Origin of the sequence: Actinosynnema sp. NPDC050801 (assembly GCF_040673975.1) — a bacterium.
Lineage (GTDB): Bacteria > Actinomycetota > Actinomycetes > Mycobacteriales > Pseudonocardiaceae > Actinosynnema.
On the sequence record NZ_JBFAQZ010000001.1, the window covers coordinates 171,889 to 194,254 of the forward strand.

The window sequence follows — 22,366 nt, forward strand, 5'->3', positions numbered from 1 at the left end:
CGAGGATCGCGGTGTGCACTGCCTCGTCACCGGAGCGACCGGCTACCTCGGCGGACGGCTCGTGCCCCGGTTGGTCGCGGCGGGTCACCGGGTCACCTGCCTGGTCCGCGATCCGCGCAAGCTGCGCGACGTGCCGTGGGCCGGGCAGGTCGAGGTGGTCCGCGGCGACGTGCTTGACCCGGCGTCGCTGGACGCGGCGATGCGCGGCGTCGACGTCGTGCACTACCTGGTCCACTCGCTGAGCGACCCCGACTTCGCCGACGCGGACCGGCGTGCGGCCGAGAACACGGCGCGCGCCGCGGAGGACGCGGGCGTGCAGCGGATCGTCTACCTGGGCGGGCTGCACCCGGCGGGCGCGGCGTTGTCGCCCCACCTGGCCTCGCGCAAGGAGGTCGGGGACGTGTTCCTGCGCAGCGCGGTGCCCGCCGCGGTGCTCCAGGCGGCGGTGATCATCGGGTCCGGGTCGGCGAGCTTCGAGATGCTGCGCTACCTCACCGAACGGCTGCCGGTCATGGTCACGCCGCGCTGGGTGCGCAACCGGGTCCAGCCGATCGCGGTGCGCGACGTGCTGCGGTACCTGGTCGACGCGGTGCGGCTGCCGGCCGAGCTGAACCGGGCGTTCGACATCGGCGGCCCCGACGTGCTGACCTACCTGGAGATGATGCTCCGGTACGCGCGGGTGGCCGGGCTGCGGCGGCGGCGCGTGCTGCCGGTGCCCCTGCTCACACCCCACCTGTCCGCGCACTGGGTCAACCTGGTCACGCCCGTGCCGCGCTCGATCGCGTCGCCGTTGATCGAGTCGCTGGTGCACGAGGTGGTGTGCCGGGAGCATGACGTCGAGGCGTACCTGCCGGGCCGGAACACCGGTTACGACCGGGCGGTGCGGCTGGCGCTGGCGAAGGTCCGCGACGCGGAGGTGGAGACCCGCTGGTCGGGGGCGTCGGTGCCGGGCGCGCCCGCCGACCCGCTGCCCACCGACCCCGACTGGTCGGGCGGCTCGTCGTACGTCGACGTGCGGGAACGGCGGACCGGCGCCTCGCCCGAGCGGCTGTGGCAGGTCGTGGAGGGCATCGGCGGCGAGCACGGCTGGTACTCGTTCCCGCCTGCCTGGGCGGCGCGCGGGTGGCTGGACCGGCTGGTGGGCGGGGTCGGGCTGCGCCGCGGTCGGCGTGATCCGCGGCGGTTGCAGGTCGGCGAGGCGCTCGACTTCTGGCGGGTGGAGGAGCTCGACCGGGGACGGCTGCTGCGGTTGCGCGCGGAGATGCGGGTGCCCGGTCTGGCGTGGCTGGAGCTGCGCGTCGCGGCGGCGGAGGGCGGTGGGTCGACCTACCGGCAACGCGCGGTGTTCGTGCCGCGCGGGTTGGCCGGGCACGTGTACTGGTGGCTGGTGTGGCCGTTCCACGGGTTGGTGTTCGGCGGCATGGTCCGCAACATCGCCAGTGAAGCTGAACTTACGAGTGAATTCAGAAAGTCCTGATGGACTGCACTAGGGGGCGGGGGCACACTCGCCCGCATGAAGGCACTGGTCAAGACGACCGCCGGACCGGGTCTGTCGTTGACCGACGTCCCGGACCCCGCCCCCGGCCCCGGTGACGTGGTCGTGCGCGTGCTGCGCACCGGCATCTGCGGCACGGACCTGCACATCGACTCGTGGGACGAGTGGGCCGCGCACAACATCCACGCGCCGCTCGTGCTCGGGCACGAGTTCGTCGGCGAGGTGGTGGAGACGGGCGGGTCGGTGACCGGCGTGCACGTCGGTGACCTGGTCAGCGGCGAGGGGCACCTGGTCTGCGGCACGTGCCGCAACTGCAAGGCGGGCCGGCGGCACCTGTGCGCCAACACGCGCGGCCTGGGCGTGCACAGCGACGGGGCGTTCGCGCAGTACGTGGTGCTGCCGGAGCAGAACGCGTGGGTGCACCGTGCACCCGTCGACCTGGACGTGGCGGCGATCTTCGACCCCTTCGGCAACGCCGTGCACACCGCGCTGTCGTTCCCGGTCATCGGCGAGGACGTGCTGATCACCGGCGCCGGCCCGATCGGGATCATGGCGGCGGCCGTGGCCAAGCACGCGGGCGCGCGCAACGTGGTGATCACCGACGTCAGCGAGCACCGGCTGGACCTGGCTCGCAAGGTCGGGGTCGACCTCGCGCTGAACGTCGCCGAGCGGACGATCTCCGAGGCCCAGTCCGAGCTGGGCATGTCGGAGGGCTTCGACGTGGGCATGGAGATGTCCGGCAAGCCGATCGCGTTGCAGGAGATGATCGGCAACATGGCCCACGGCGGCCGGATCGCGATGCTCGGGCTGCCGGCCGAGGACTTCGCGGTCGACTTCGGCAGCGTCGTGCTGAAGATGCTGCACATCAAGGGCATCTACGGCCGGGAGATGTTCGAGACCTGGTACTCGATGTCCGTGCTGCTGCAACGCGGCCTCGACCTGTCGCCGGTGATCACGCACCGGTTCGCCTACACGGCGTTCGACGAGGCGTTCGCGACGGCGCGCGCCGGCAAGTGCGGCAAGGTCATCCTCGACTGGACGGGAGCTCACTGATGTACGGCGCGATGCGCGAGGACCTGCGGACCGGCCTGGACGAGATCCGCGCGGCCGGGCTCTACAAGGCCGAGCGGGTGATCGGCACACCGCAGAACGCCGTCGTCCGGGTGGGCGCCGGCGCCGAGGTGCTGAACTTCTGCGCCAACAACTACCTGGGCCTGGCCGACCACCCGCGGCTGGTCGAGGCCGCGCACGAGGCGTTGGACCGGTGGGGCTTCGGCATGGCGTCGGTGCGGTTCATCTGCGGCACGCAGGAGCCGCACAAGGAGCTGGAGTCCCGGCTGTCGGCGTTCCTGGGCACCGAGGACACGATCCTGTACAGCTCGTGCTTCGACGCCAACGGCGGTCTGTTCGAGACCCTGCTCGGCGCGGACGACGCGATCATCTCCGACGAGCTGAACCACGCGTCGATCATCGACGGCGTCCGGCTGTCGAAGGCACGGCGGTACCGGTACCGCAACCGGGACGTGGACGACCTGGAGCGGCAGCTCAAGGACGCCGCCGACGCCCGGTACCGGCTGATCGCCACCGACGGCGTGTTCTCCATGGACGGCTACCTGGCGCCGTTGGACGAGATCTGCGACCTGGCCGACCGGTACGACGCGCTGGTGATGGTGGACGACTCGCACGCGGTCGGCTTCACCGGGCCGAACGGGCGCGGCACGCCGGAGCTGTTCGGCGTGCAGGACCGGGTGGACATCGTCACCGGCACGCTCGGCAAGGCGCTGGGCGGCGCTTCCGGCGGCTACACGTCCGGGCGGGCGGAGATCGTGGAGATGCTGCGGCAGCGGTCGCGGCCGTACCTGTTCTCCAACTCGCTGGCGCCCTCGATCACGGCCGCCGCGATCGCCGCGCTGGACCTGCTCAGCTCGTCCGGCGAGCTGCTGACCAGGCTGCGCGAGAACACCGCGCTGTTCCGCTCGCGGATGACCGAGGCGGGCTTCGACCTGCTGCCGGGCGAGCACCCGATCATCCCGGTGATGATCGGTGACGCGGCGGAGGCGTCCCGGATGGCCGACCTGCTGCTGGAGCAGGGCATCTACGTGATCGGCTTCTCCTACCCCGTCGTGCCGCACGGCAAGGCGCGGATCCGGACGCAGATGTCGGCGGCGCACTCGACCGAGGACGTGCACCGGGCGGTGGACGCGTTCGTGGCGGCCCGGGACCGGATGTGACCTGGCCCGCGCCTGTGCCTGTGCCTGTGCCGGGGGTGGACGTCGTGACAACGGGCCGGTGATCGATCCGCGGCGGTTGCGGGTGCTGCGCGCGCTCGCCGACCACGGCACCGTGACGGCGGCGGCGCACGCGCTGCACCTCACGCCGTCCGCGGTGTCGCAGCAGCTGGCCGCCCTGGAGTCGGAGGTGGGGCACCCGCTGCTGCGGCGGCGCGGACGGCGGGTGTCGTTGACCGCGGCCGGTGAGCTCCTGGTCCGGCACGCCAACGCGGTGGCCGCGGAGCTGGAACGGGCGCAGGCGACGTTGGCCGCGTTCACGTCCGGCACCACCGGCCGGGTCGAGGTCGGCAGCTTCGCGTCGGCGATCACGCAGGTGGTGGCGCCCGCGTTGGCCGCGCTGCGGGTGTCCGCGCCGGGCGTGACGCTGCGGGTGCGCGACGTGGAGGGGCACGCCAGCGTGCCGCTGCTGCTCGACGGCGAGATCGACCTGGCGATCACCGAGGAGTACCGGCTGCGCACGGACGACCGGCGGCTGACCCGGTTCCCGCTCTACACCGAGCCGTTCGACGTGGTGCTGCCGCCCGCGCACCCGTTGGCCGGTGCGGCCGACGTCGACCTGGCCGACCTCGCGGACGACGACTGGGTCGTGACGCTGCCGGGCAACCCGGTGCGGGACGTGGTGCAACTGGCCTGCGAGCACGCCGGCTTCGCGCCGCGGATCACGCACACGTCCGACGACTTCCGGGCCGTCGACGCCTTGGTCCGGGCCGGGGCCGGCGTGGCCCTGGTCCCGCGCAACGCCGTGCCGGGCGTGCCCGTGCGCGGCACGGCTCCGTTGCGACGGGTGGTCGCGGCGGTGCGCGCGGGCAGCGAGGACCACCCGCTGATCAGGTTGGTCCGCGACGCCCTGCTGGACGCCGTCGGTTAGTGCGGCGCGCGCGCCGCCAGCTTCGCCGAGGCGGGATCGGCGGCGGCCGCCGCACCGCGGGCGGCCAGTTGGCACAGGTCGAAGCTGGTGGAGGCGAGTTTCGCGCCGACGCCCGCCAGCGCGGTGTGGTTCATCGACAGGCTCGTCACGCCCAACCCGGTCAGCACGCACGCCAGCAGCGGGTCGGCGGCGGCCTCGCCGCAGACGCCCACCGGCTTGCCCAGGGCCGTGCCGGCCTCGCCGACCAGCTTGATCAACCGCAGCAGGGCGGGCTGCCACGGGTCGTTGAGCGCGGCCACCGCGCCGACCTGCCGGTCCGCCGCGAACACGTACTGGGCCAGGTCGTTGGTGCCGATGGAGACGAAGTCGACCACGGCCAGGACCTCGTGGGCGACCAGCGCCGCGGCCGGGATCTCGATCATCACGCCCGCGCGCCGGAGCCCGGCCGCACGCGCCCGTTCCACGAACCACGCGGCCTCGGCGGCGGTGGCGACCATGGGCGCCATCACCGACACCTCGGCGTCGGTGTCGGCGGCGGCCAGGGCGATCGCTTCGAGCTGCCGTTCCAGCACGTCGGGACGGTCGAAGGCGACCCGCAGGCCGCGCACGCCCAACGCCGGGTTCGGCTCCGGCTCGGGCGCCAGGAACGGCAGCGGCTTGTCCGCGCCCGCGTCCAGGGTGCGCACCACCACGGGCTTGCCCGCGAACGGCGCGAGCACCGCCGCGTAGGCCTCGCGCTGCTCCTCGACCGAGGGCTCCGACGACGCGGACAGGAAGCAGAACTCGGTCCGGAACAGGCCGACGCCCTCCGCACCACCCGCGGCCGCGGCGACCGCGTCGGCGGGCGAGCCGACGTTGCCGAGCACCTTCACCCGGTACCCGTCCCGCAGCGCGCCGACGCCGTTCCACTCCGCCCGCCCGGCGACGTGGGCCGCGCGGACCGTGCCGTCGGAGGCCTGCACCACGCCGGTGTCGCCGTCCACGAGCAGGGCGGGCGCGTCGAGGTCCAGGATGCCGCGGCACGCGACCACGGCCGGGATGCCGAGCGACCTGGCCAGGATCGCGGTGTGTGAGGTCGGGCCGCCCTCCTCGGTGACCAGCGCGAGCACCATGGCCGGGTCCAGCCCGGCGGTGTCGGCGGGCGCGAGGTCGCGGGCCACCAGGACCGACGGCGAGGACAGTGACGGCACGCCCGGTGCGGCCACGCCGAGCAGTTCGGCGACCAGCCGGTCCCGGACGTCGCGCACGTCGCGGGCGCGTTCGGCCATGTACCCGCCGGCTGCTTCGAGCGCGGAGATGAACCCGGCGGCGGCCTGGTGCACGGCCCGCGCGGCGGGCAGGGACTCCGACGTCACGAGCTTCTCGGCCTGGGACAGCAACGCGGGGTCGGCCGCCATCGCCGCGGTCGTCTCCAGCACGTCCTTCGCCTCGCCGCTGGTGGTGGCGGCCCGTTCCTGCAACCACGCCACGACCGCCTGCGCGGCGGGCCTGATCCGCGCGGCCTCCGCGGCCGGGTCCGCGGGCGCGGGTCCGGCCGGTGGTTCACCCAGGGGTTCGGCCACCCGGACCACCGGACCGGAAGCCCGACCGGAACTCACCCCGACACCGCTCAGCCGCGCGCTCGACATGGTCTAGACCATACCCTTCGGGTCGGCGGGACGTAAGGACAGCCAACGCCACCGGTCCCGAACCCGCTACCCCGGTCCTTGCTCACCCTCACGCACCTGCTCCAGGGTCGGGTACGACGGCTGCGCCCCTGGCGACGTCACCGACACCGCGGCCACGCGCGCGGCGAACCCGGCGGCCTCCACCAGCGACGAGCCGGTCGACAGGCCGAACGCCAGCGCGCCCGCGAACGCGTCCCCGGCGCCGGTGGTGTCCACAACGGACACCTCGGGCGCGCCCACCTCCACCACGCCGGAGGCCGTGACGACGGCCGCGCCGCGTGCGCCCAACGTGACCACGGCCGACTTCGGGCCCAGCTCCAGCAACCCCTCGAACGACGACGCCAGCGACGCGGCCTCGTGCTCGTTCACGATCAGCGGGTCGAGCCCGGCCAGCGTCCACGCCGGCACCTCGACCACCGGCGACAGGTTCAGCACCACCCGCACGCCCCGCGCCGCGGCGGTCCGCACCGCGTGGGCCACCGTCGACACCGGCACCTCCAGCGAGCACACCAGCACCGACACGTCGTCCCAGGTGAGCGCGTCCACATCGGACGTGCCGACGTCGGAGTTCGCGCCGGGGGCGACGACGATCGAGTTCTCGCCGTCCGGGGTCACGGTGATGTACGCCAGGCCGGTGGGTCGCGACGACGTGCGGACGAAGTCGGTCCGCACACCCGACGACGACAGCGAGCCCAGCAGCAGCTCCCCGTACTGGTCCGCGCCGACCGCGCCGACGAGCGCGACCGGCGCGCCGAGCCGGGCGGCGGCGACGGCGGTGTTGGCGCCCTTGCCGCCGGGCAGGACGACCGTGTCGCCGCCGAGCACCGTCTCACCGCCGGCGGGGCGGCGTGGCACCGACACGACGAGGTCCGCGTTGGCCGATCCGAGCACGAGAACAGTCACGGTGGAACTCTGCCAGGCCCCGGTGCGGCCGGCGGCGTGACCAGTTCGGTACCAGCTTGAGTAGTGGTACGGATTCCGGATACACCCGATCGGGGCGACGCTGGTCACATGACCGGGACTGCGCAGGACCCCCTGACGAGGTTGGCCGACGAACTGGGCCACCTGGGCCGCCGCCTGGAGGCGGTGGGTCAGGAACTCCACCGGGTCGGCAGCGTGTCGACGGTGGCCACGGCGACCACGCCTCCCGTCACCAACACGCCCATCACCAGCACGACGGCGCCCAGCACGACAGCAACCACCACGGCGTCAACCACCACGGCAGCGCCCAGCGCGGCGGCACCCAGCGCGGTGACCAGCGCGGCGACCAGCGCCTCCGCCGGTGCACCGAGCGCACCCGCCCCGCGGCCGCACGTCGAGGACCAGGCCGGGGCCCGGCCGACCGGCCCCACCCCGCCGGTCACGGCTTACCCGACCAGCCCGGGACCGCAAGCCCCCACCTACACCGCGGCGCGCGGACCCGCGGTCTACCCGGGTGCTCCGCCGCCGTACGGCCCCGGTCAGCCCACCGGCCCAGGCGCGCCCCCGCCGCCACGGACCGACCAGGGCTGGGGTGCGCCCACGCCCTACTGGACGCCCGCGCCACCGCCGCCGCCCGGCCCCACCCTCTTCGACCGCCTCAGCAAGGACGGGGCGGGGAGCAAGCTCCTCGCCTGGGTCGGTGGCGCGGTCACGCTGCTCGGTGTCGTGCTGCTCCTCGTCCTGGCCGTGCAACGCGGCTACCTCGGCCCGCTGCCCCGCGTCCTCGGCGGCGCCGCGCTGGGCGGTGCGCTGGTGGGCCTCGGCCTGTGGCTGCACCGCACCCCCACCGGCCGCACCGGCGCGTTCGCCCTCGCCGCCACCGGCATCGCCGTGCTCTACCTGGACGTCATCGCGGCCACCTCGATCTACGAGTACCTGCCCGAGGGCGGCGGTCTCGCCGCCGGGCTGCTCATCGCGGGCGGCGGCCTGCTGCTCGCGCTGCGCTGGGACTCGGCCGTCCTGGCCATCGGCGTGGTGGCGGCCTGCGCCCTGTGCGCGCCCGTCCTCACCCAGGGCTTCACGCCGCTGCTCGTCGCGTTCCTGCTGGTCCTGAAGATCGCGGCCAGTCCGGTGCACCTCAAGCGCGACTGGCCGTGGCTCGCGGTCACGGCGGGCGTTCCGCCGCTGATCGCCGCGGTCCTGGTGATCGGGCGCACCGACCAGTACACGTTGGCCGGGCTCGCCCTGCTGGCCGCCGTGATCGGCGTGGCCACCGCGGTGCTCACGATCAGGGCCCGGCCCGGTGACGTCACCGCGCTCGCCCTCGCCGTCGGCTCGCCGATGCCCGCGCTGCTGACCACCGCGGTCCTCGACCCCGACCTCGCCGCCGGTGTGGCCGGTGCGGTCGCGGTGATGATGCTCGCGCTGTGGGCGGCCGGCCGGCGCTCGTTGCCGAAGAACTTCAGCGCGGCGGTCGGCGCGGTCGGCGTGTTCGCGTTGTTCCAGGCGACGGCGTTCGCCCTGGACGGCAGCACGCGCGCGGCGGCGGTGCTGGCCGAAGCGCTGTTGCTGGCGTTCCTGGCCAAGGTCCTCGCGTCACGCGGTCCGCTGCTCGGGTCGCTGGTGTTCGGCGCCATCGGGTTCCTGCTGACCGTCGCCCAGGCCGTGCCGCCGCGACTGCTGCTCGACGAGCCGTGGCGGGCGGAGACCAGTGGTTTCCTGGTGTCCGGCATGCTGACCGCGCTGGTCCTCGGTGTCCTCATGGTCGTGCTGCCGTGGGCGGCCACCAGCCTGGGCGTCCTGGGCAGGCACCCGTTCCCGTGGATCTTGACGGGTGTCGTGCTGCTGTACGCGGCGGCCGGGGTCGTGTTGTGCGGTGCGCTGCTGGTGTCGCAGGACGTGACCGGATTCCTCTTCGGTCACTCGATCGTGACGGTGTCGTGGACGGTCGCCGCACTGGTGCTGCTGGTGCGCGGCATCGACCGGAAGTCCCTGCGGGTGGCCGGATTGGTGCTGGTCGGAGCGGCGGTGGCGAAGTTGCTGCTGTTCGACATGGCCGCACTGGACGGGATCGCGCGCGTGCTCGCGTTCATCGGCGCGGGCCTCGTCCTCCTGACGGCGGGCACCCGTTACGCCAAGCTGGTGGCAACTCGACGAATTTCGGCTGATTCGTAGCTCTCGGGATCCAAAACGCAGCGGACTGCGTCAACCTGGTGTAGAGGTCTACGTCGTCGGGGTTCGACCACCGGTGCTCCGGCACCGGCAGGAGTCCGGCGTCGGTCGTTTCGCCCCCCGAGCGACCGGCGCCGGGCGCACCGCCGCCGATGCCGCCCGTCCCGCCGCCGCGGGCGGCACCCGGGCCGAGACCGCCGTCAGCCCGGCCACGATCACCCGGTCCGGCACAAAAGGCACTCGTCCGTAGGACGAAGGTGGAATCCGACCGCATCGCGGTGTTCCCATCCCAGCCATGTGGGGACGACGCCGCACCGCAGCCCTGGGCACCGCCGCTGTCCTCGTCGCCGCCGCGATCTCCGCCGCGGGGCAGGAGCGCTCGCACGTCGTCACGGTGGCCGGCACACCCGCGCCCAAGGCGTACGTGGTCGCGCACGGCGGGCGGGTGCAGGTGCTCGACACCTCCGACGGCCGGGTCGTGGCGAGCGCGAACACCGGTGCCTGGACCACGGGCGCGGCGGTCGGACCGGGCGGCCACCGGGTGTACGTGGTCAACGGCTGGGCGGGCGTCATCACGGCGGTCGACCCGGTGGCGGGCAAGGTCGTCGGCCGCATCCACGTCCGCGCGCAGCTGGCGCAGGCGGTGCTGCGCCCGGACGGCAAACGCCTCTACGTCACCGGCGGTGGCGCGGTGGCGGTGGTGGACCCGGCGTCGTTCCGCCTGGTCGCCGCGATCAAGGCGGGTGGTCAGCCGCAGGGCATCGCGGTCACGCCCGACGGCCGCCGGCTCTACGTGGCCAACGCCCAGGACGGCACCGTCAGCGTGCTCGACACCGAGACCGCCAGCCCGAAGACCACGATCACCGTCGGCGGCATGCCGCAGCACGTCGCGATCAGCCCGGACGGCAACGCGGTCTACGTCAGCTCGCTCGACCTCGGCGAAGGCCGGGGGACCGTCTCCATGATCGACCCGCGCACCGACGAGGTCCGCTGGTCGACGCCGGTGGGCAAGGGCGCGGGCAGCATCGCGGTCACCCCGGACGGGCGGCGCGTCTACGTCGCGCTCGACCGCCGGGTCGCCGTGGTCGACACCGCGACCCGGGCCGCGAAGACGTTGCGGTTCAGGGCGAAGACCCTCGCCGTCGCACCCGGCGACCGCCGCGTGTTCCTGTCCGGCGGCAACACCGCGACCGTGCTGGACAGCGCGGACAACAGAGTGCTGAGCACGTTCCAGCTGGGCGGCCTGGAGGACGATGGCCGCGGCTTCACGGCCACGGCCATCGCGTTCGAACCGGTCGACCTGTCCTAGGCGGGCTGCGTCACCCGGGCCCGGTCCGCGTCGGCCGTCCCGTCCTCCGGCGCCTCGTCGTGGATCGCCATCCGCTCCTGGATCCGCCGCAGCGGCCCCGGAGCCCACCACGCGGCGTCGCCGAGCAGCTTCATCACCGCGGGCACCAGCAGCATCCGCACCACGGTGGCGTCCAGCGCGAGCGCCAGGATCATGCCGACGCCGACGAACCGCATCATCGTGATCTGCGAGAACGCGAACGCGCCGGTCACCACGATCAGCAGCAGCGCCGCCGCGGTGATCACGCGCCCGGTCTTGGCCAGGCCCGCCGTCACCGCTTCCTCGGTGGACGCGCCACGGCCACGCGCCTCGACCATCCGGGACAGCAGGAACACCTCGTAGTCGGTGGACAGCCCGAAGACCATGGCCGCCATCAGCACCACGATCCCGGACTCCAGCGGCGCGGGCGTGACGCCGAGCAGCGACGCACCGTGCCCGTCCTGGAACACCCACACCAGCACGCCGAACGTGGCCGACAGGCTCAGCGCGCTCATCACCACGGCCTTGATCGGCAGCAGCACGGACCCGAACGCCAGGAACATCAGCACGAACGTCGCGCCGACCAGCAGCAGGATCATCAGCGGCAGCTTCTCGCCGATGGCGTCGAGGCTGTCGGTCACCATCGCCGTGCTGCCGCCGACGAGCACCTCGTCACCGGGGCCGGCCAACGCGCGCACGTCCCGCAGCGCCTGCTTGGACTCGTCGCTCAACGCGTCCTGGTCCAGTCCGGCGTTGACCAGCCACACGCCGTCGGCGGGCTCCGCCGCGACCTGCGCCTCGCCGACACCGGGCACCGCGCCGACCTCGCCGGCGAACCGCTGCACGTCGGCGGGCGACGGGTCGCCGGTGATCACGATCTTGAAGCCGGCGTTGGACAGCGCGGCGAAGTCGTTGTTCACCGTCTCGGCGGCGACGCGGGCCGGGTTGCCCTCGGGCAGCACCTTCTCGGTGACCTCGCCGAACTTCACGCCCAGGAACGGCGAGCCGAGCGCGAGCAGCACCAGCACGATCGGCAGCGCGAACAGCACCGGCCGCTTCATCACGTGGCCGGCCAGCCTGCGCCAGCCGCCCTCCGACGCCGTCTTCTTCTTGCGCCACGGCATGGCGAGCTTGTCCACGCGGTGGCCGAGGACGGCCAGCAGCGCGGGCAGCAGGGTCAGCGACACGATCGCCGCGATCGCCACCGCGGACATGCCGCCGTAGCTCAGGGACTTCAGGAAGCCCTGGGGGAACAGCAGCAACCCGGCGAGCGCGATCACCAGCAGCGTCGCGGAGAACAGCACGGTGCGGCCCGCCGACATGACGGTCCGGCGCACGGCGTCCGGCGTGTCACGGCCCTCGGCCAGCTCTTCGCGGAACCGGCCGACCATGAACAGCCCGTAGTCGATCGCCATGCCGAGGCCGAGCAGGCTGGCCACGTTGACCGCGAACGAGTTCACCTCGGCGACCAGCGAAACGGCGTGCAGCACGCCCAGCGATCCCGCGATCGCCAGGCCGCCGACCACCACCGGCAGCGACGCGGCGACCAGGCCGCCGAAGATGATGATGAGCAGGACGAGCACGATCGGCAGCGAGACGGCCTCGGCCTTGGTCAGGTCGGAGGCGGACATGTCGTTGATCGCCTTCTGGGTCGGCACCAGGCCGCCGACCTGCGTCGCCAGCCCGTCGACCTGGAGCCGGTCGGCGATCTGCTCGTACTGCTTGAGTTGGGTGTTGTTGTCACCCGAGCGCAGCGTGATCACGACGAGCGACTTGCCGCTCTCCGGCGACGGCACCGGCGGCAGCACCCTCAGCACGGCGTCGGTCGGGAGATCGGCGAGCTCCGCGGAGATCCGCTGGAGCTGGGCCGGATCGGTGGTGTCGTAGACCGCCAGGACGTCACCGCCCTGGCGGCCGAACGCGTCCTGCGCGACCTGGTTGGCCCGCGCGGCCTCGCTCGTCGGCGCTTCGTAGCCGCCCTGGCTGAGCCGGTCGAACACGCCCAGTCCCCAGATGCCGCCGACCACCGCCAGTGCCACCGTCGCGATCAACACCACCCACCTGCGGCGGTACGCCAACGACCCCCACTTCGCGAACACGCGTCCTCCCAGGCAGATGGGCTACCGTTGCGTGAATGGCGTCAACTCCGTAAACACCGTTCACTACTCGTCGCGAAGTTATACCCGGGTGAACACCGTTTACAACCTGATTGGGTGAATATGACCGAGGCCACGCGCCGGGAACGGCTACGTGCCGAGACCGAGCGTGATATCCGGCGACAGGCGCGTGCCCTACTCGTGGAGCACGGCCGCGACGCCGTGACTCTGCGTGCCATCGCACGCGAGGTCGGCATCACCGCTCCGGCCCTCTACCGGTACTACGACTCGCGCGAGGACCTGCTCCGCCGGCTCGCCGACGACATCTGCACCGACCTGGCCGCGGAGCTCGACGCCGACCTGGCCGACATCGCCGAGGACGACGTCAGCGCGCAGGTCTACGCGGTGTGCCGCGGCTTCCGCCGCTGGGCGCTCGCGCACCCGCAGGAGTTCACGCTGGTGTTCGCCTCCACCGAGGACACCCTCGGCTCGTGCGCCCCGACCGACGACCGCAGCCAGGTGGGCGACCAGTTCGGCCGGGTGTTCCTGGAGGTCGCGGGCAGGCTGATCGCGAGCCACCCGCTGCCCGACGACCTCGGCGACCTGGACGTGCCGGCGGACCTGCACGCCGACCTGACCGCGTTCCAGCAGGTCCTGCTGGCCACCGTGACCGACCGCGGCGGCGTGGTGGACGAGCACGTGCTGCCGCTCGGCGCGGTCTACCACATCACGCAGTCGTGGGTCCGCATCTACGGTCACGTGGCCCTGGAGGTCTTCGGCCGGTTCCCGTTCGCGGTGTCCAACCCGGAACCGATGTTCGACTCGATGCTGGCGCAGATCCTGGGCGAGATGGGGTTCCGCCACCTGTCGCGCCCGTGAAGCCGGCCCGGCGGGAGAACCCTCCGCAACGGTGAGGTGCGACTTCCGGGCATACCTGCTGGGCCGTTCGAGGGCTTTTCGCGTTCGCACCGCAACCACCGGCGCTCGGGCGGGTTGCATGGGTGGGCCGCACGGCGAGAACGTCTCGGGGCGGGGGGATGGTGGCACGGAAGAGTTCCGACAAGGGATCCGGCGGCGTGGCGTTGGTGGCCGCGGTGCTCGTGGTCCTCGCGGGCGCGGGCGGGGCCGGTGGCGCGGCGCTGAACTCGGGCGCGAGCGGCGGTGGCGGTGCGGCACCGGTGGAGAGCATCGGCGTGCGCAAGTGGGACGCGAAGCGCGCGGCACGCGGTGGTGACGCCGAGGGCGCGATGGGCCACCTCGGTGTCGGGATCAGCAGGCAGGCGCTCAAGCAGGAGCTCGACTGCCTGGGCAACTCGTTCGGCCAGGTGCGGGACTTCTTCGCCCGGACGCCGTGCACCACGCTCGACCGCTTGCTCCTGGCCGTCGGCGACCAGGCGGGCAACGCCGCGCTGGTCTCCGTGGTGTGGGTGACCTTCCCGGGCCGCAACCAGGCCCGGCAGTTCGACCGGGTGATCGACGTCGCGGGCTCCGGCGACGTGCGACCGCTGGGCGGTGGGGTCGTCGGCCTGCCGGACGTCCAGTTCACCGCCGAGCACTACTGGTCGGAGACCAAGGACACCACGATCACGATCGCCGAGTCCGAACCGGCAACCGGGCACGTCGAGCCGGACCTGCTCGACGCGATGACCGAAGTGGCCGCCCAGTTGCCCCGGCCCTAGTCCGGGCCCCCACCGCGCGACGGGCAGCACTATTGCGGAAGATCGCTGGACCTTTCGAGCGGTCCTGACCGGTATCCGCGACACCGCCCCCCACCGCACGCTTGCATGGTCGATCCCCATCAGCCGGGACGACCAGGAGGCGGCATGGCACGCAGGATCGGTGGCCCTGGTGGCGGCTCCGACAAAGGAGCAGGCAAAGGCGGCGCGGTGGTCGCGGCGGCCGTGGTGGCTCTGGCGGGCGCGGCCGGTGTCGCCGGTGAAGCGGCGTTGTCCACGAGCACGGCGACGAGCGGGTCGACACCCGGGCTCAACGCGCGCAAGGCGGACGGCAAGAAGAACGCGCGCGACGGTGACGCCGACGGCGCGGTGAACCGCCTGGGCACGCGCATCCGCCGGAAAGCGGTCAAGCAGGACCTGGAGTGCCTGTCGAACTCGTTCGGCCAGGTCCGCGAGTTCTTCGTGCACACGCCGTGCACCGCGCTCGACCGCTGGATCTTCGCGACCGACGACGGTGCGGGCAACACCGCCGTCGTGTCGGTGGTGTGGGTGTCCTTCGGCGACCGCGCCCGGACCAAGCGGTTCGAACGGCTCATCGACGTCCACGGCACCGGTGACGTGAGACCGCTCGGCAGCTCCCTGCTGGGCATGGCGGACATCCGCTTCACCGCCCGCCACTACTGGTCGGAGACCAGGGGGAACACGATCACGATCGCCGAGTCCGAACCGGCAACCGGGCACGTCGAGCCGGACCTGCTCGACGCGATGACCGAAGTGGCCGCCCAGTTGCCCCGTCCGTGAACCCGCTCGTGGGCCCGCTCCTGCGAACCCGTTGTCCGTGAACCCCGCTACAGCACGACGTTGACCAGCCGGCCGGGTACGACGATCACCTTGCGCGGCGTGCCGCCGTTCAGCAGTTCGGCCACCTTCTCGTCGGCCAGCGCCGCCGCCTCGACCTGGTCCGCGGACGCCGACGCGGGCACGACCACCCGCGCCTTCACCTTGCCGTTGACCTGGATCGGGTACTCCACGGTGTCCTCGACCAGGTACTTCTCCTCCGCCGCCGGGAACGGGCCGTGCGCCAGCGAGTCGGTGTGGCCCAGCTTCGACCACAGCTCCTCGGCGACGTGCGGGCTCAGCGGCGCCAGCATCAGCACCATCGGCTCGGCCACCGCGCGGGGCGCGCCGCCCGGGAAGTGCTTGGTGACGTGGTTGTTCAGCTCGATCAACTTCGCGCCCGCCGTGTTGTAGCGCAGGTTCGCGAAGTCGTCGTGCACGCCCGCGATCGTCTTGTGCAGCAGCCGCAGGGCGTCCTCGCCCGGGTCGACGTCGACCACCCGCGGCTCGCCCGTGGTCTCGTCGACCAGGTTGCGCCACAACCGCTGCAGGAACCGCTGCGCGCCGACGACGTCCTTGGTCGCCCACGGCCGCGAGACGTCCATCGGACCCATCGACATCTCGTACAGCCGGAACGTGTCCGCGCCGTACTTCTCGCACATCTCGTCCGGCGTGACGACGTTCTTCAGGCTCTTGCCCATCTTGCCGTACTCGCGCCGCACCTCCTCGCCCTCGAAGAAGTACTTGCCGTCGCGCTCCTCCACCTGCTCGGCGGGCACGGGGGCGCCGCGCGAGTCGCGGTACGCGTACGCCTCGATGTAGCCCTGGTTGAACAGCCGCCGGTACGGCTCGTCGCCGGACACGTGACCCAGGTCGAACAGCACCTTCTGCCAGAACCGCGCGTACAGCAGGTGCAGCACCGCGTGCTCCACGCCGCCGATGTACAGGTCCACACCGCCCGGGTCGGACGCGCCGTGCTCGGCCGGGCGCGGGCCCAGCCAGTACCGCTCGTTCTCCGCGTCGACGAACCGGTCCTGCTCGGTCGGGTCCACGTACCGCAGCTGGTACCAGCACGAGCCCGCCCAGTTGGGCATGGTGTTGGTCTCGCGCCGGTACTGCTTCGGCCCGTCGCCCAGGTCCAGCTCGACGGTGACCCAGTCCTCGGCGCGCGACAGCGGCGGCGACGGCTCGGAGTTCGCGTCCTCCGGGTCGAAGGTGCGCGGCGAGTAGTCGTCCACATCGGGCAGTTCGATCGGCAGCATCGACTCCGGCACCGCGATCGGCGTGCCGTCGGCGTCGTAGACGATCGGGAACGGCTCGCCCCAGTACCGCTGCCGGGAGAACAGCCAGTCGCGCAGCTTGAACTGGACGGTGCCCTCGCCCCGCCGCTGCTCCTCCAGCCAGGCGATGATCTTCTTCTTGGCCTCGTCGACGTCCAGGCCGTCCAGGCTGACGCTGCTCTCGTGGCTGGAGTTCACCGCCGGGCCGGTGCCGGTGTACGCCTCGCCGTCGAAGTCCGCGGGCGGCTGCACGGTCCGGACGATCGGCAGGTCGAACGCCTTGGCGAAGTCCCAGTCGCGCTGGTCCTGGCCGGGCACCGCCATGATCGCGCCGGTGCCGTAGCCCATCAGCACGTAGTCGGCCACGTACACCGGGATCAGCGCGCCGTTGACCGGGTTCGTGGCGTGCGCGCCGGTGAAGACGCCGGTCTTGTCCTTGTTCTCCTGCCGGTCCAGTTCGGACTTGCGGGACACCTCGGCGCGGTAGGCCGCGATCGTGTCGGCCTGCTCGGCGGACGCGATCACGTCCACCAGCGGGTGCTCGGGCGCCAGCACCATGTACGTCGCGCCGAACAGCGTGTCCGGCCGGGTGGTGAACACCTCGATGTCGACGCCGTCGTGCCCGGCCACGGCGAACTTGACCCGGGCGCCGTGCGAGCGCCCGATCCAGTTGCGCTGCATCGCCTTGATCTTGTCCGGCCAGTCCAGCCGGTCCAGGTCGTCGATCAGCCGGTCGGAGTACGCGGTGATCCGCATCATCCACTGGCGCAGCGAGCGCCGGAACACCGGGAAGTTGCCGCGCTCGCTGCGGCCGTCCGCGGTGACCTCCTCGTTGGCCAGCACGGTGCCCAGGCCGGGGCACCAGTTCACCGGCGCCTCGGACAGGTACACCAGGCGGTGCTGCCCCAGCAGCTTCTCCCGCTCCGGCCGGGTCAGCTCCGCCCACGGCCGGTCCGGCGTGGGCCGCTCACCCGAGGCGAACTGCGCCTCCAGCTCGGCGATCGGCCTGGCCCGGCCCGCCGCCGGGTCGTACCAGGAGTTGAAGATCTGCAGGAAGATCCACTGGGTCCACTTGTAGTAGTCCGGGTCGATGGTCGAGATCCGGCGCCGCTCGTCGTGGCCCAGGCCCAGCCTGCGGATCTGCCGCAGGTAGGTCTGGATGTTGTCCTCGGTGGTCTTGCGCGGGTGCTGCCCGGTCTGCACCGCGTACTGCTCGGCGGGCAGGCCGAACGCGTCGAAGCCCATCGTGTGCAGCACGTTGCGGCCGTTCATCCGGTGGTACCGGGCGAACACGTCGGTGCCGATGAAGCCCAGCGGGTGGCCGACGTGCAGGCCGGCGCCCGACGGGTACGGGAACATGTCCTGCACGAACAGCTTGTCGGCGGGCACGTCGCCCTTGAGCGGCCCGACGGGGTTGGGCGCGTGGAAGGTGCCCTGCTCCTCCCAGTGCCGCTGCCAGCGCCGCTCGATCTCGCCGGCCAGCTCGGCGGTGTAGCGGTAGGCGGGCGTCGCGTCCGCCGCGTCGGTGCTCATCGGGATGTCCCTCTCCATCGGTACCTGCCCCTGACATGACGAAACCCCCCAGCCCGGAAGGGCATGAGGGGTTGCCGCGCGGACCTGGCTGTCGAGGTCTGCGCGGCTAGCTAAGGAGCAGGCGGGCCTTGCTCATGTCGTCAACGGTATCAGCGCAGCGCAAGCGCGATGAACCGGGTGAACTCCTCGGCCGCGAAGTTGTCGTCGCTGACCAGCAGCAGGGTGCGCTCACCGGAGGGCAGGCGCGGGCCCCACGTCAGGCCCTCGACGTTGTCGATCACGGGCAGCGGGAAGTCGTGCAGGTCGGCGAGCTGCTTCTTGCGGACCGGGCGCACGTCGTCGGCGAGCACGTCCTGGTCGCGCACGTCCGTCGCGCCCGCGATGTCGACCTGGAAGAGGCGCACCTTGTAGTCCGCGCCGGGCACCCAGCTGCGTTCGAGCGCGTAGTAGCGGCCGGGCACCTTCGGGTCGGCGAGGATCGCGGGCACGCCGGTGTCCGGACCCCACGGGCCGGGCTCGGGCTCGGCGAACAGCGGTTCCAGCGGGTAGGCGTGCTGGCGCACGACCGCGCCGTCCCGGGTCTGCACGGTGAGGCGGGTGAGCGCGCCCCGGTCGACGGTCGGCAGGTCGCCGTCCTGCAGGAGCGGTCCCTCGACCACGCTGGTGAGCAGCACGCCGTCGGGGGAGAACGTGATCGCCTCCAGGGCGAGGTTGCGGCGCGGGCCGCGGTCGGGCGTGTAGGCGTAGTTCCCGGGCAGCGGCAGGCTGCTCACGTAGCCGCCGTCGCGGTCGGCCCGCTGGATCGAGGGCTGGACCACGACCGGTCCGGCGGTCCTGGGCCGCTCGCCCTCCTGGCTCCACCAGTAGTCGCCGGTCACCGGGTCGACCCGGATCTCCTCGGGGTCGACGGTGCGGCCGTCGTCCAGGGCCGGTGGCGAGTAGGTGCCGCCGTCGGCGTGGCGCAGGGCGCGCGTGCCGGTGATCCGGACGTCGTGCACGCCGGAGGCGTCGACGCGCAGGTCGGCGGTGTAGAAGCGGGCCGGGGTCGTGTACGAGCGATCGTCGCTGATCAGGACGTACCCGCCGGTGGTCGGGTCCCGGTCGACGCCGGACAGGCCACCGACCGTCGTGCCCTCGAACTGCATGGCGTTCGGCAGGGTGGTGTGGCCGAGGAAGCGGACGCCGGGCGCCGCGGAGGCGGCGGGCGCGGCCGAGACGAGCGCGGCGACGACCACCGACCCGGCCAGCCAAGATCGAATTCCCATGGTGACGAGCTTTCCGACCGGACCGGCCGTCCGTAAGACCACGATCGAGTGAAGCCGGGGCTGGTGCCACCAAGATCGGATCACCCGCCTACCCTCGGTGGGGTGAACATCGTGCTGCCTGTGGTGCTGGGTCTGATCGGGGTCGCGTTCGCGGCGGTCGGCTTCCTCGGCGTGCGGGGCCGCCTGCACCGCAACCGCTTCTTCGGCGTGCGCACCAAGGCCACGCTGCGCGACGACGAGACGTTCGCACTGGCCAACAAGATCGCCGGCGTGCCCAACCTGACGGCGGGCGCCATCGCCGTCGTCGCGGCCGTCGCGGCGGCGGTGAACCCGGCGTTGACGCTGGTCATCGGCCTGGTCGGGCTGGTCGGCAGCGTGGTCGTCGCGAGCGCGGGCGGCGTGCTCGGCCACCGGGCCGCCGACGCCCTGCCCGAGCAGGCCCCCGCCGGCTGCGGCGGGTGCGCGTGCTCCGGCGCCGGCGGCGGCTGCGGCGTGCTCAGCCGGGCCTGAGGCTAGTTCCGGCGGATGTCGGTCGGGAAGGTGGCGAGCAGTGCCGTCGGCATCCCCTGCCGGCGCAGCACCCGTCCCCACAGGTCGACGTTCGGCGGCGTCATGACGTCGTCGGGCAGGCCCTTCACCACGATCCAGTCGCCGCGCCCGACCTCGTTGCCCAGCTGGCCCTCGCCCCAGCCCGAGTAGCCCGCGAACACGCGCATCCCGCGCACCTTCGCCACCAGCGCGTCCGGGTCCGCGTCCAGGTCGACCAGGGCCACCGGGCCGTGCACGCCGACCACCCCTTCGAGCGACGCGAGGTCCTCGCCCGTGCGCAGCGCGGCCAGGCACAGCGCCGTCTTCTGCTCCACCGGCCCGCCGATGTAGACCGCCTGCGGTCGGCTCACGTGCGGCCCCCAGGCGGGCAGCACGTCGTGGACGGCGACCTCGCTCGGCCGGTTCAGCACCACGCCCAGGCTGCCTTCGTCGCGGTGGTCGATGACGTAGACCACCGTCCGGCGGAAGTTGGGGTCGGTCAGGCTCGGTGCCGCGACCAGCAGCGAACCCGGTTCGACGTCGGCATCAGGGCGCACACCGAGCATGATCCCAGACAACGCGCGTGTCCCAGGCGACAGCGGCACCTCCGCCGCGCCGGAACATCCGGGTTACCGTGTTCGTTGCAAGGAACGTCAGGCGCCATCGAGTCCCCCGGGCCCACTGAAACGCCTACGCGGAATACCGTCCGGCTGGAGCCGCGTAGTGCCACCCGCCGAGAGGCGACCGGGCGCCTGGCACCAGGGAGGCCGGACCCCACGCGGGTCCGGCCTTCGTGGTGGACGCCCCAGGAGGCATAGGCTCACCACGTGACCACGGCCGGCTCCACCGCGGCGAAGCACCACCTCGGTGTCCGGAAGCTCCTCGCGGTGGCGGACTTCCGCAGGCTGCTGGCCTCCAGGCTGGCGGCCCAGTGGGGCGACGGCCTGTTCCAGGCGGGCCTGGCCGGCGCGGTCCTGTTCAACCCCGAGCGCCACACCGACCCGCTCGCCGTCGCGGCCGGGTTCGCCGTGCTGCTGCTCCCGTACTCGGTGATCGGACCGTTCGCGGGCGCCCTGCTGGACCGGTGGGACCGCCGCCGGGTGCTGGTGGTGGCGAACCTCACGCGCGCCGTGTTCATCCTGCTCACCGCGACGGCCGTCGGCCTCGGGCTCGGCGGCGTGCCGCTGTACGCCTCGGCGCTGTTCGTCACCGGTGTCAGCCGGTTCGTCGGCTCCGGCCTGTCCGCCTCCCTGCCGCACGTGGTCGAGGGCGACCACCTGGTGGAGGCGAACGCGTTCGTCACCACGCTCGGCGCGCTGACCGCCGTGCTCGGCGCGGGGTGCGCGGTGGGGCTGCGGTCGGTGCTCGGCTCCGGTGACGGCGGCTCGGCGTGGACCACGACGTTCGCCGTCGCGGGGTCGTTGGGCGCCGCGTTCCTGGCCTCCCGCTTCGCGCGTGGAGCCCTCGGACCCGACGAGGTGGACGAGCCCAACCGGACGCTCACCGCGGTCGCCATGGGTCTGCTGGACGGCGCGCGGGCCGCGTGGCGCGCGCCCGGCGTGGCCGCCGCCCTGCTGGCGCTGCTCGCGCACCGGGCCGCGTTCGGGGCGTCGTTGCTGCTGACGTTGCTGCTGATGCGCAACACGTTCACCGACCACGGGCCGTTCAAGGCGGGCATGGCGGGGCTCGGCGAGGTCGCGGTCGCCGGTGGCGCGGGCATCCTGCTCGCGGGACTGGTGACCGACCGGGTCGTCGACGTGCTCGGCCGGCGCGGCACGGTCTGCGGCGCGCTGCTGCTGGCCGCGGCCACCCAGCTCGGCCTCGGCCTGCCGATGCTGCTGCCCACCATCCTGGCCGCGTCGTTCGTGCTCACGTTCGCGGGCCAGGTGGTGAAGCTGTGCGTGGACGCGGCCGTGCAGGGCGACATCGGCGACGAGGTCCGCGGCCGGGTGTTCGCCCTGTACGACACGCTGTTCAACGTCACGCAGGTGGCAGCCGTCACCGCCGCGGCGGCCGTCGTCCCCCTGGACGGGAGGGCGCCGGCTCTCGTGATCGCCGCGACGGTGGCGTACCTGCTCGGCCTGCTCGGTTACCTGCTGCTGGTCAGGAGGTCAGCGCGGCAGGGGTAGTCGGATGATCCCCGTCTCGTGCGCGTAGACCACGGCGGCCATCCGGTCGCGCAGGTTCAGCGCACGCAGGATCTCCGACACCACCGCCCCCACCTGGTGCTGGCTCAACGCCAGCACCCGCGCTATCTCGTGGTCCGCGAGCCCCCTGGCCAGGCAGCGGAGCACGGCCCGCTGCCGGTCCGACAACTCGTCCAACCCCTGAGCCCGGGTGCCCCCCTCGGACAATCCCCAAGCGTTCATACGACACCACCCCCAGTGCGCGTTCGACGCACACAGTCATG

General features: G+C 72.7%; 18 protein-coding genes. 11 read left to right on the forward strand and 7 right to left on the reverse strand.

The annotated features are described in order from the left end of the window. The first annotated feature begins 13 nt into the window (after window positions 1-13). From AB0K14_RS00830 to AB0K14_RS00845, 4 genes are read left to right on the forward strand one after another with little or no spacing between them, the layout of a single operon-like run. Entirely contained in the window at window positions 14-1,477 is a 1,464-nt protein-coding gene (locus tag AB0K14_RS00830; protein ID WP_360448684.1) for an SDR family oxidoreductase, read from the forward strand. A 36-nt stretch (window positions 1,478-1,513) separates the two neighbouring features. Beyond that, a complete protein-coding gene (gene tdh / locus AB0K14_RS00835; RefSeq protein ID WP_360448682.1) occupies window positions 1,514-2,548 on the forward strand; it encodes an L-threonine 3-dehydrogenase in 1,035 nt (344 codons plus the stop codon). Continuing rightward, entirely contained in the window at window positions 2,548-3,726 is a 1,179-nt protein-coding gene (locus AB0K14_RS00840) for a glycine C-acetyltransferase (RefSeq protein WP_360448679.1), read from the forward strand. The genes tdh and AB0K14_RS00840 overlap by 1 nt, the downstream gene beginning before the upstream one ends. A gap of 58 nt (window positions 3,727-3,784) precedes the next feature. Next, window positions 3,785-4,654 carry a LysR family transcriptional regulator gene (locus AB0K14_RS00845; RefSeq protein ID WP_360448676.1) on the forward strand — a complete coding sequence of 290 codons (870 nt, stop codon included), beginning with the start codon at window positions 3,785-3,787 and terminating at the stop codon, window positions 4,652-4,654. On the opposite strand, the gene ptsP is transcribed toward AB0K14_RS00845, so the two are convergent. Both ptsP and AB0K14_RS00855 read right to left on the reverse strand, forming a co-directional pair. Then, window positions 4,651-6,282 (reverse strand): phosphoenolpyruvate--protein phosphotransferase, encoded by a 1,632-nt coding sequence (ptsP, locus tag AB0K14_RS00850; RefSeq protein WP_360448673.1) that lies wholly within the window; start codon window positions 6,280-6,282, stop codon window positions 4,651-4,653. The two genes, AB0K14_RS00845 and ptsP, sit on opposite strands and share 4 nt — an antisense overlap. Window positions 6,283-6,348: 66 nt before the next feature. Next, the gene (locus AB0K14_RS00855) at window positions 6,349-7,224 is read right to left on the reverse strand and encodes a ribokinase (RefSeq protein WP_360448671.1); all 876 of its coding nucleotides are present in this window, start codon (window positions 7,222-7,224) and stop codon (window positions 6,349-6,351) included. A gap of 108 nt (window positions 7,225-7,332) precedes the next feature. On the opposite strand from AB0K14_RS00855, the gene AB0K14_RS00860 reads away from it, so the two are divergent. Together AB0K14_RS00860 and AB0K14_RS00865 are read left to right on the forward strand one after the other, a co-directional pair. Next, entirely contained in the window at window positions 7,333-9,417 is a 2,085-nt protein-coding gene (locus AB0K14_RS00860; protein ID WP_360448668.1) for a DUF2339 domain-containing protein, read from the forward strand. 292 nt (window positions 9,418-9,709) lie between these two features. Next, window positions 9,710-10,723, forward strand: a complete 1,014-nt coding sequence (locus AB0K14_RS00865; protein WP_360448666.1) for a YncE family protein — start codon at window positions 9,710-9,712, stop codon at window positions 10,721-10,723. Here the strand turns inward: AB0K14_RS00865 and AB0K14_RS00870 are convergent. Continuing rightward, window positions 10,720-12,840: an MMPL family transporter gene (locus AB0K14_RS00870; RefSeq protein WP_360448663.1), complete on the reverse strand. Its 2,121-nt coding sequence runs from the start codon at window positions 12,838-12,840 to the stop codon at window positions 10,720-10,722. The genes AB0K14_RS00865 and AB0K14_RS00870 overlap by 4 nt on opposite strands. Window positions 12,841-12,960: 120 nt before the next feature. On the opposite strand from AB0K14_RS00870, the gene AB0K14_RS00875 reads away from it, so the two are divergent. The 3 genes from AB0K14_RS00875 (at window position 12,961) to AB0K14_RS00885 (ending at window position 15,314) form a co-directional block, all read left to right on the forward strand. Next, complete coding sequence (locus AB0K14_RS00875; RefSeq protein ID WP_360449080.1) at window positions 12,961-13,716, forward strand: TetR/AcrR family transcriptional regulator; 756 nt, start codon at window positions 12,961-12,963, stop codon at window positions 13,714-13,716. 197 nt (window positions 13,717-13,913) lie between these two features. Continuing rightward, window positions 13,914-14,516: a hypothetical protein gene (locus AB0K14_RS00880; RefSeq protein WP_360448660.1), complete on the forward strand. Its 603-nt coding sequence runs from the start codon at window positions 13,914-13,916 to the stop codon at window positions 14,514-14,516. A 144-nt stretch (window positions 14,517-14,660) separates the two neighbouring features. Then, complete coding sequence (locus AB0K14_RS00885) at window positions 14,661-15,314, forward strand: hypothetical protein (protein WP_360448658.1); 654 nt, start codon at window positions 14,661-14,663, stop codon at window positions 15,312-15,314. Between the two features lie 47 nt (window positions 15,315-15,361). Here the strand turns inward: AB0K14_RS00885 and leuS are convergent, their stop codons facing one another. Next, window positions 15,362-18,163: a leucine--tRNA ligase gene (gene leuS / locus AB0K14_RS00890; protein ID WP_360448655.1), complete on the reverse strand. Its 2,802-nt coding sequence runs from the start codon at window positions 18,161-18,163 to the stop codon at window positions 15,362-15,364. A 149-nt stretch (window positions 18,164-18,312) separates the two neighbouring features. Next, complete coding sequence (locus AB0K14_RS00895) at window positions 18,313-19,428, reverse strand: esterase-like activity of phytase family protein (protein WP_360448652.1); 1,116 nt, start codon at window positions 19,426-19,428, stop codon at window positions 18,313-18,315. A gap of 102 nt (window positions 19,429-19,530) precedes the next feature. On the opposite strand from AB0K14_RS00895, the gene AB0K14_RS00900 reads away from it, so the two are divergent. Beyond that, a complete protein-coding gene (locus tag AB0K14_RS00900; RefSeq protein WP_360448649.1) occupies window positions 19,531-19,938 on the forward strand; it encodes an SdpI family protein in 408 nt (135 codons plus the stop codon). 2 nt (window positions 19,939-19,940) lie between these two features. Here AB0K14_RS00900 and AB0K14_RS00905 read toward each other — a convergent pair whose 3' ends face one another. Continuing rightward, window positions 19,941-20,522, reverse strand: a complete 582-nt coding sequence (locus tag AB0K14_RS00905) for a YqgE/AlgH family protein (protein WP_360448646.1) — start codon at window positions 20,520-20,522, stop codon at window positions 19,941-19,943. A gap of 261 nt (window positions 20,523-20,783) precedes the next feature. Here AB0K14_RS00905 and AB0K14_RS00910 point away from each other — a divergent pair, with 261 nt between their 5' ends. After that, window positions 20,784-22,085, forward strand: a complete 1,302-nt coding sequence (locus tag AB0K14_RS00910; protein ID WP_360448643.1) for an MFS transporter — start codon at window positions 20,784-20,786, stop codon at window positions 22,083-22,085. Here AB0K14_RS00910 and AB0K14_RS00915 read toward each other — a convergent pair. Continuing rightward, window positions 22,068-22,310, reverse strand: a complete 243-nt coding sequence (locus AB0K14_RS00915; RefSeq protein WP_158073877.1) for a LuxR C-terminal-related transcriptional regulator — start codon at window positions 22,308-22,310, stop codon at window positions 22,068-22,070. The two genes, AB0K14_RS00910 and AB0K14_RS00915, sit on opposite strands and share 18 nt — an antisense overlap. Window positions 22,311-22,366 lie beyond the last annotated feature (56 nt).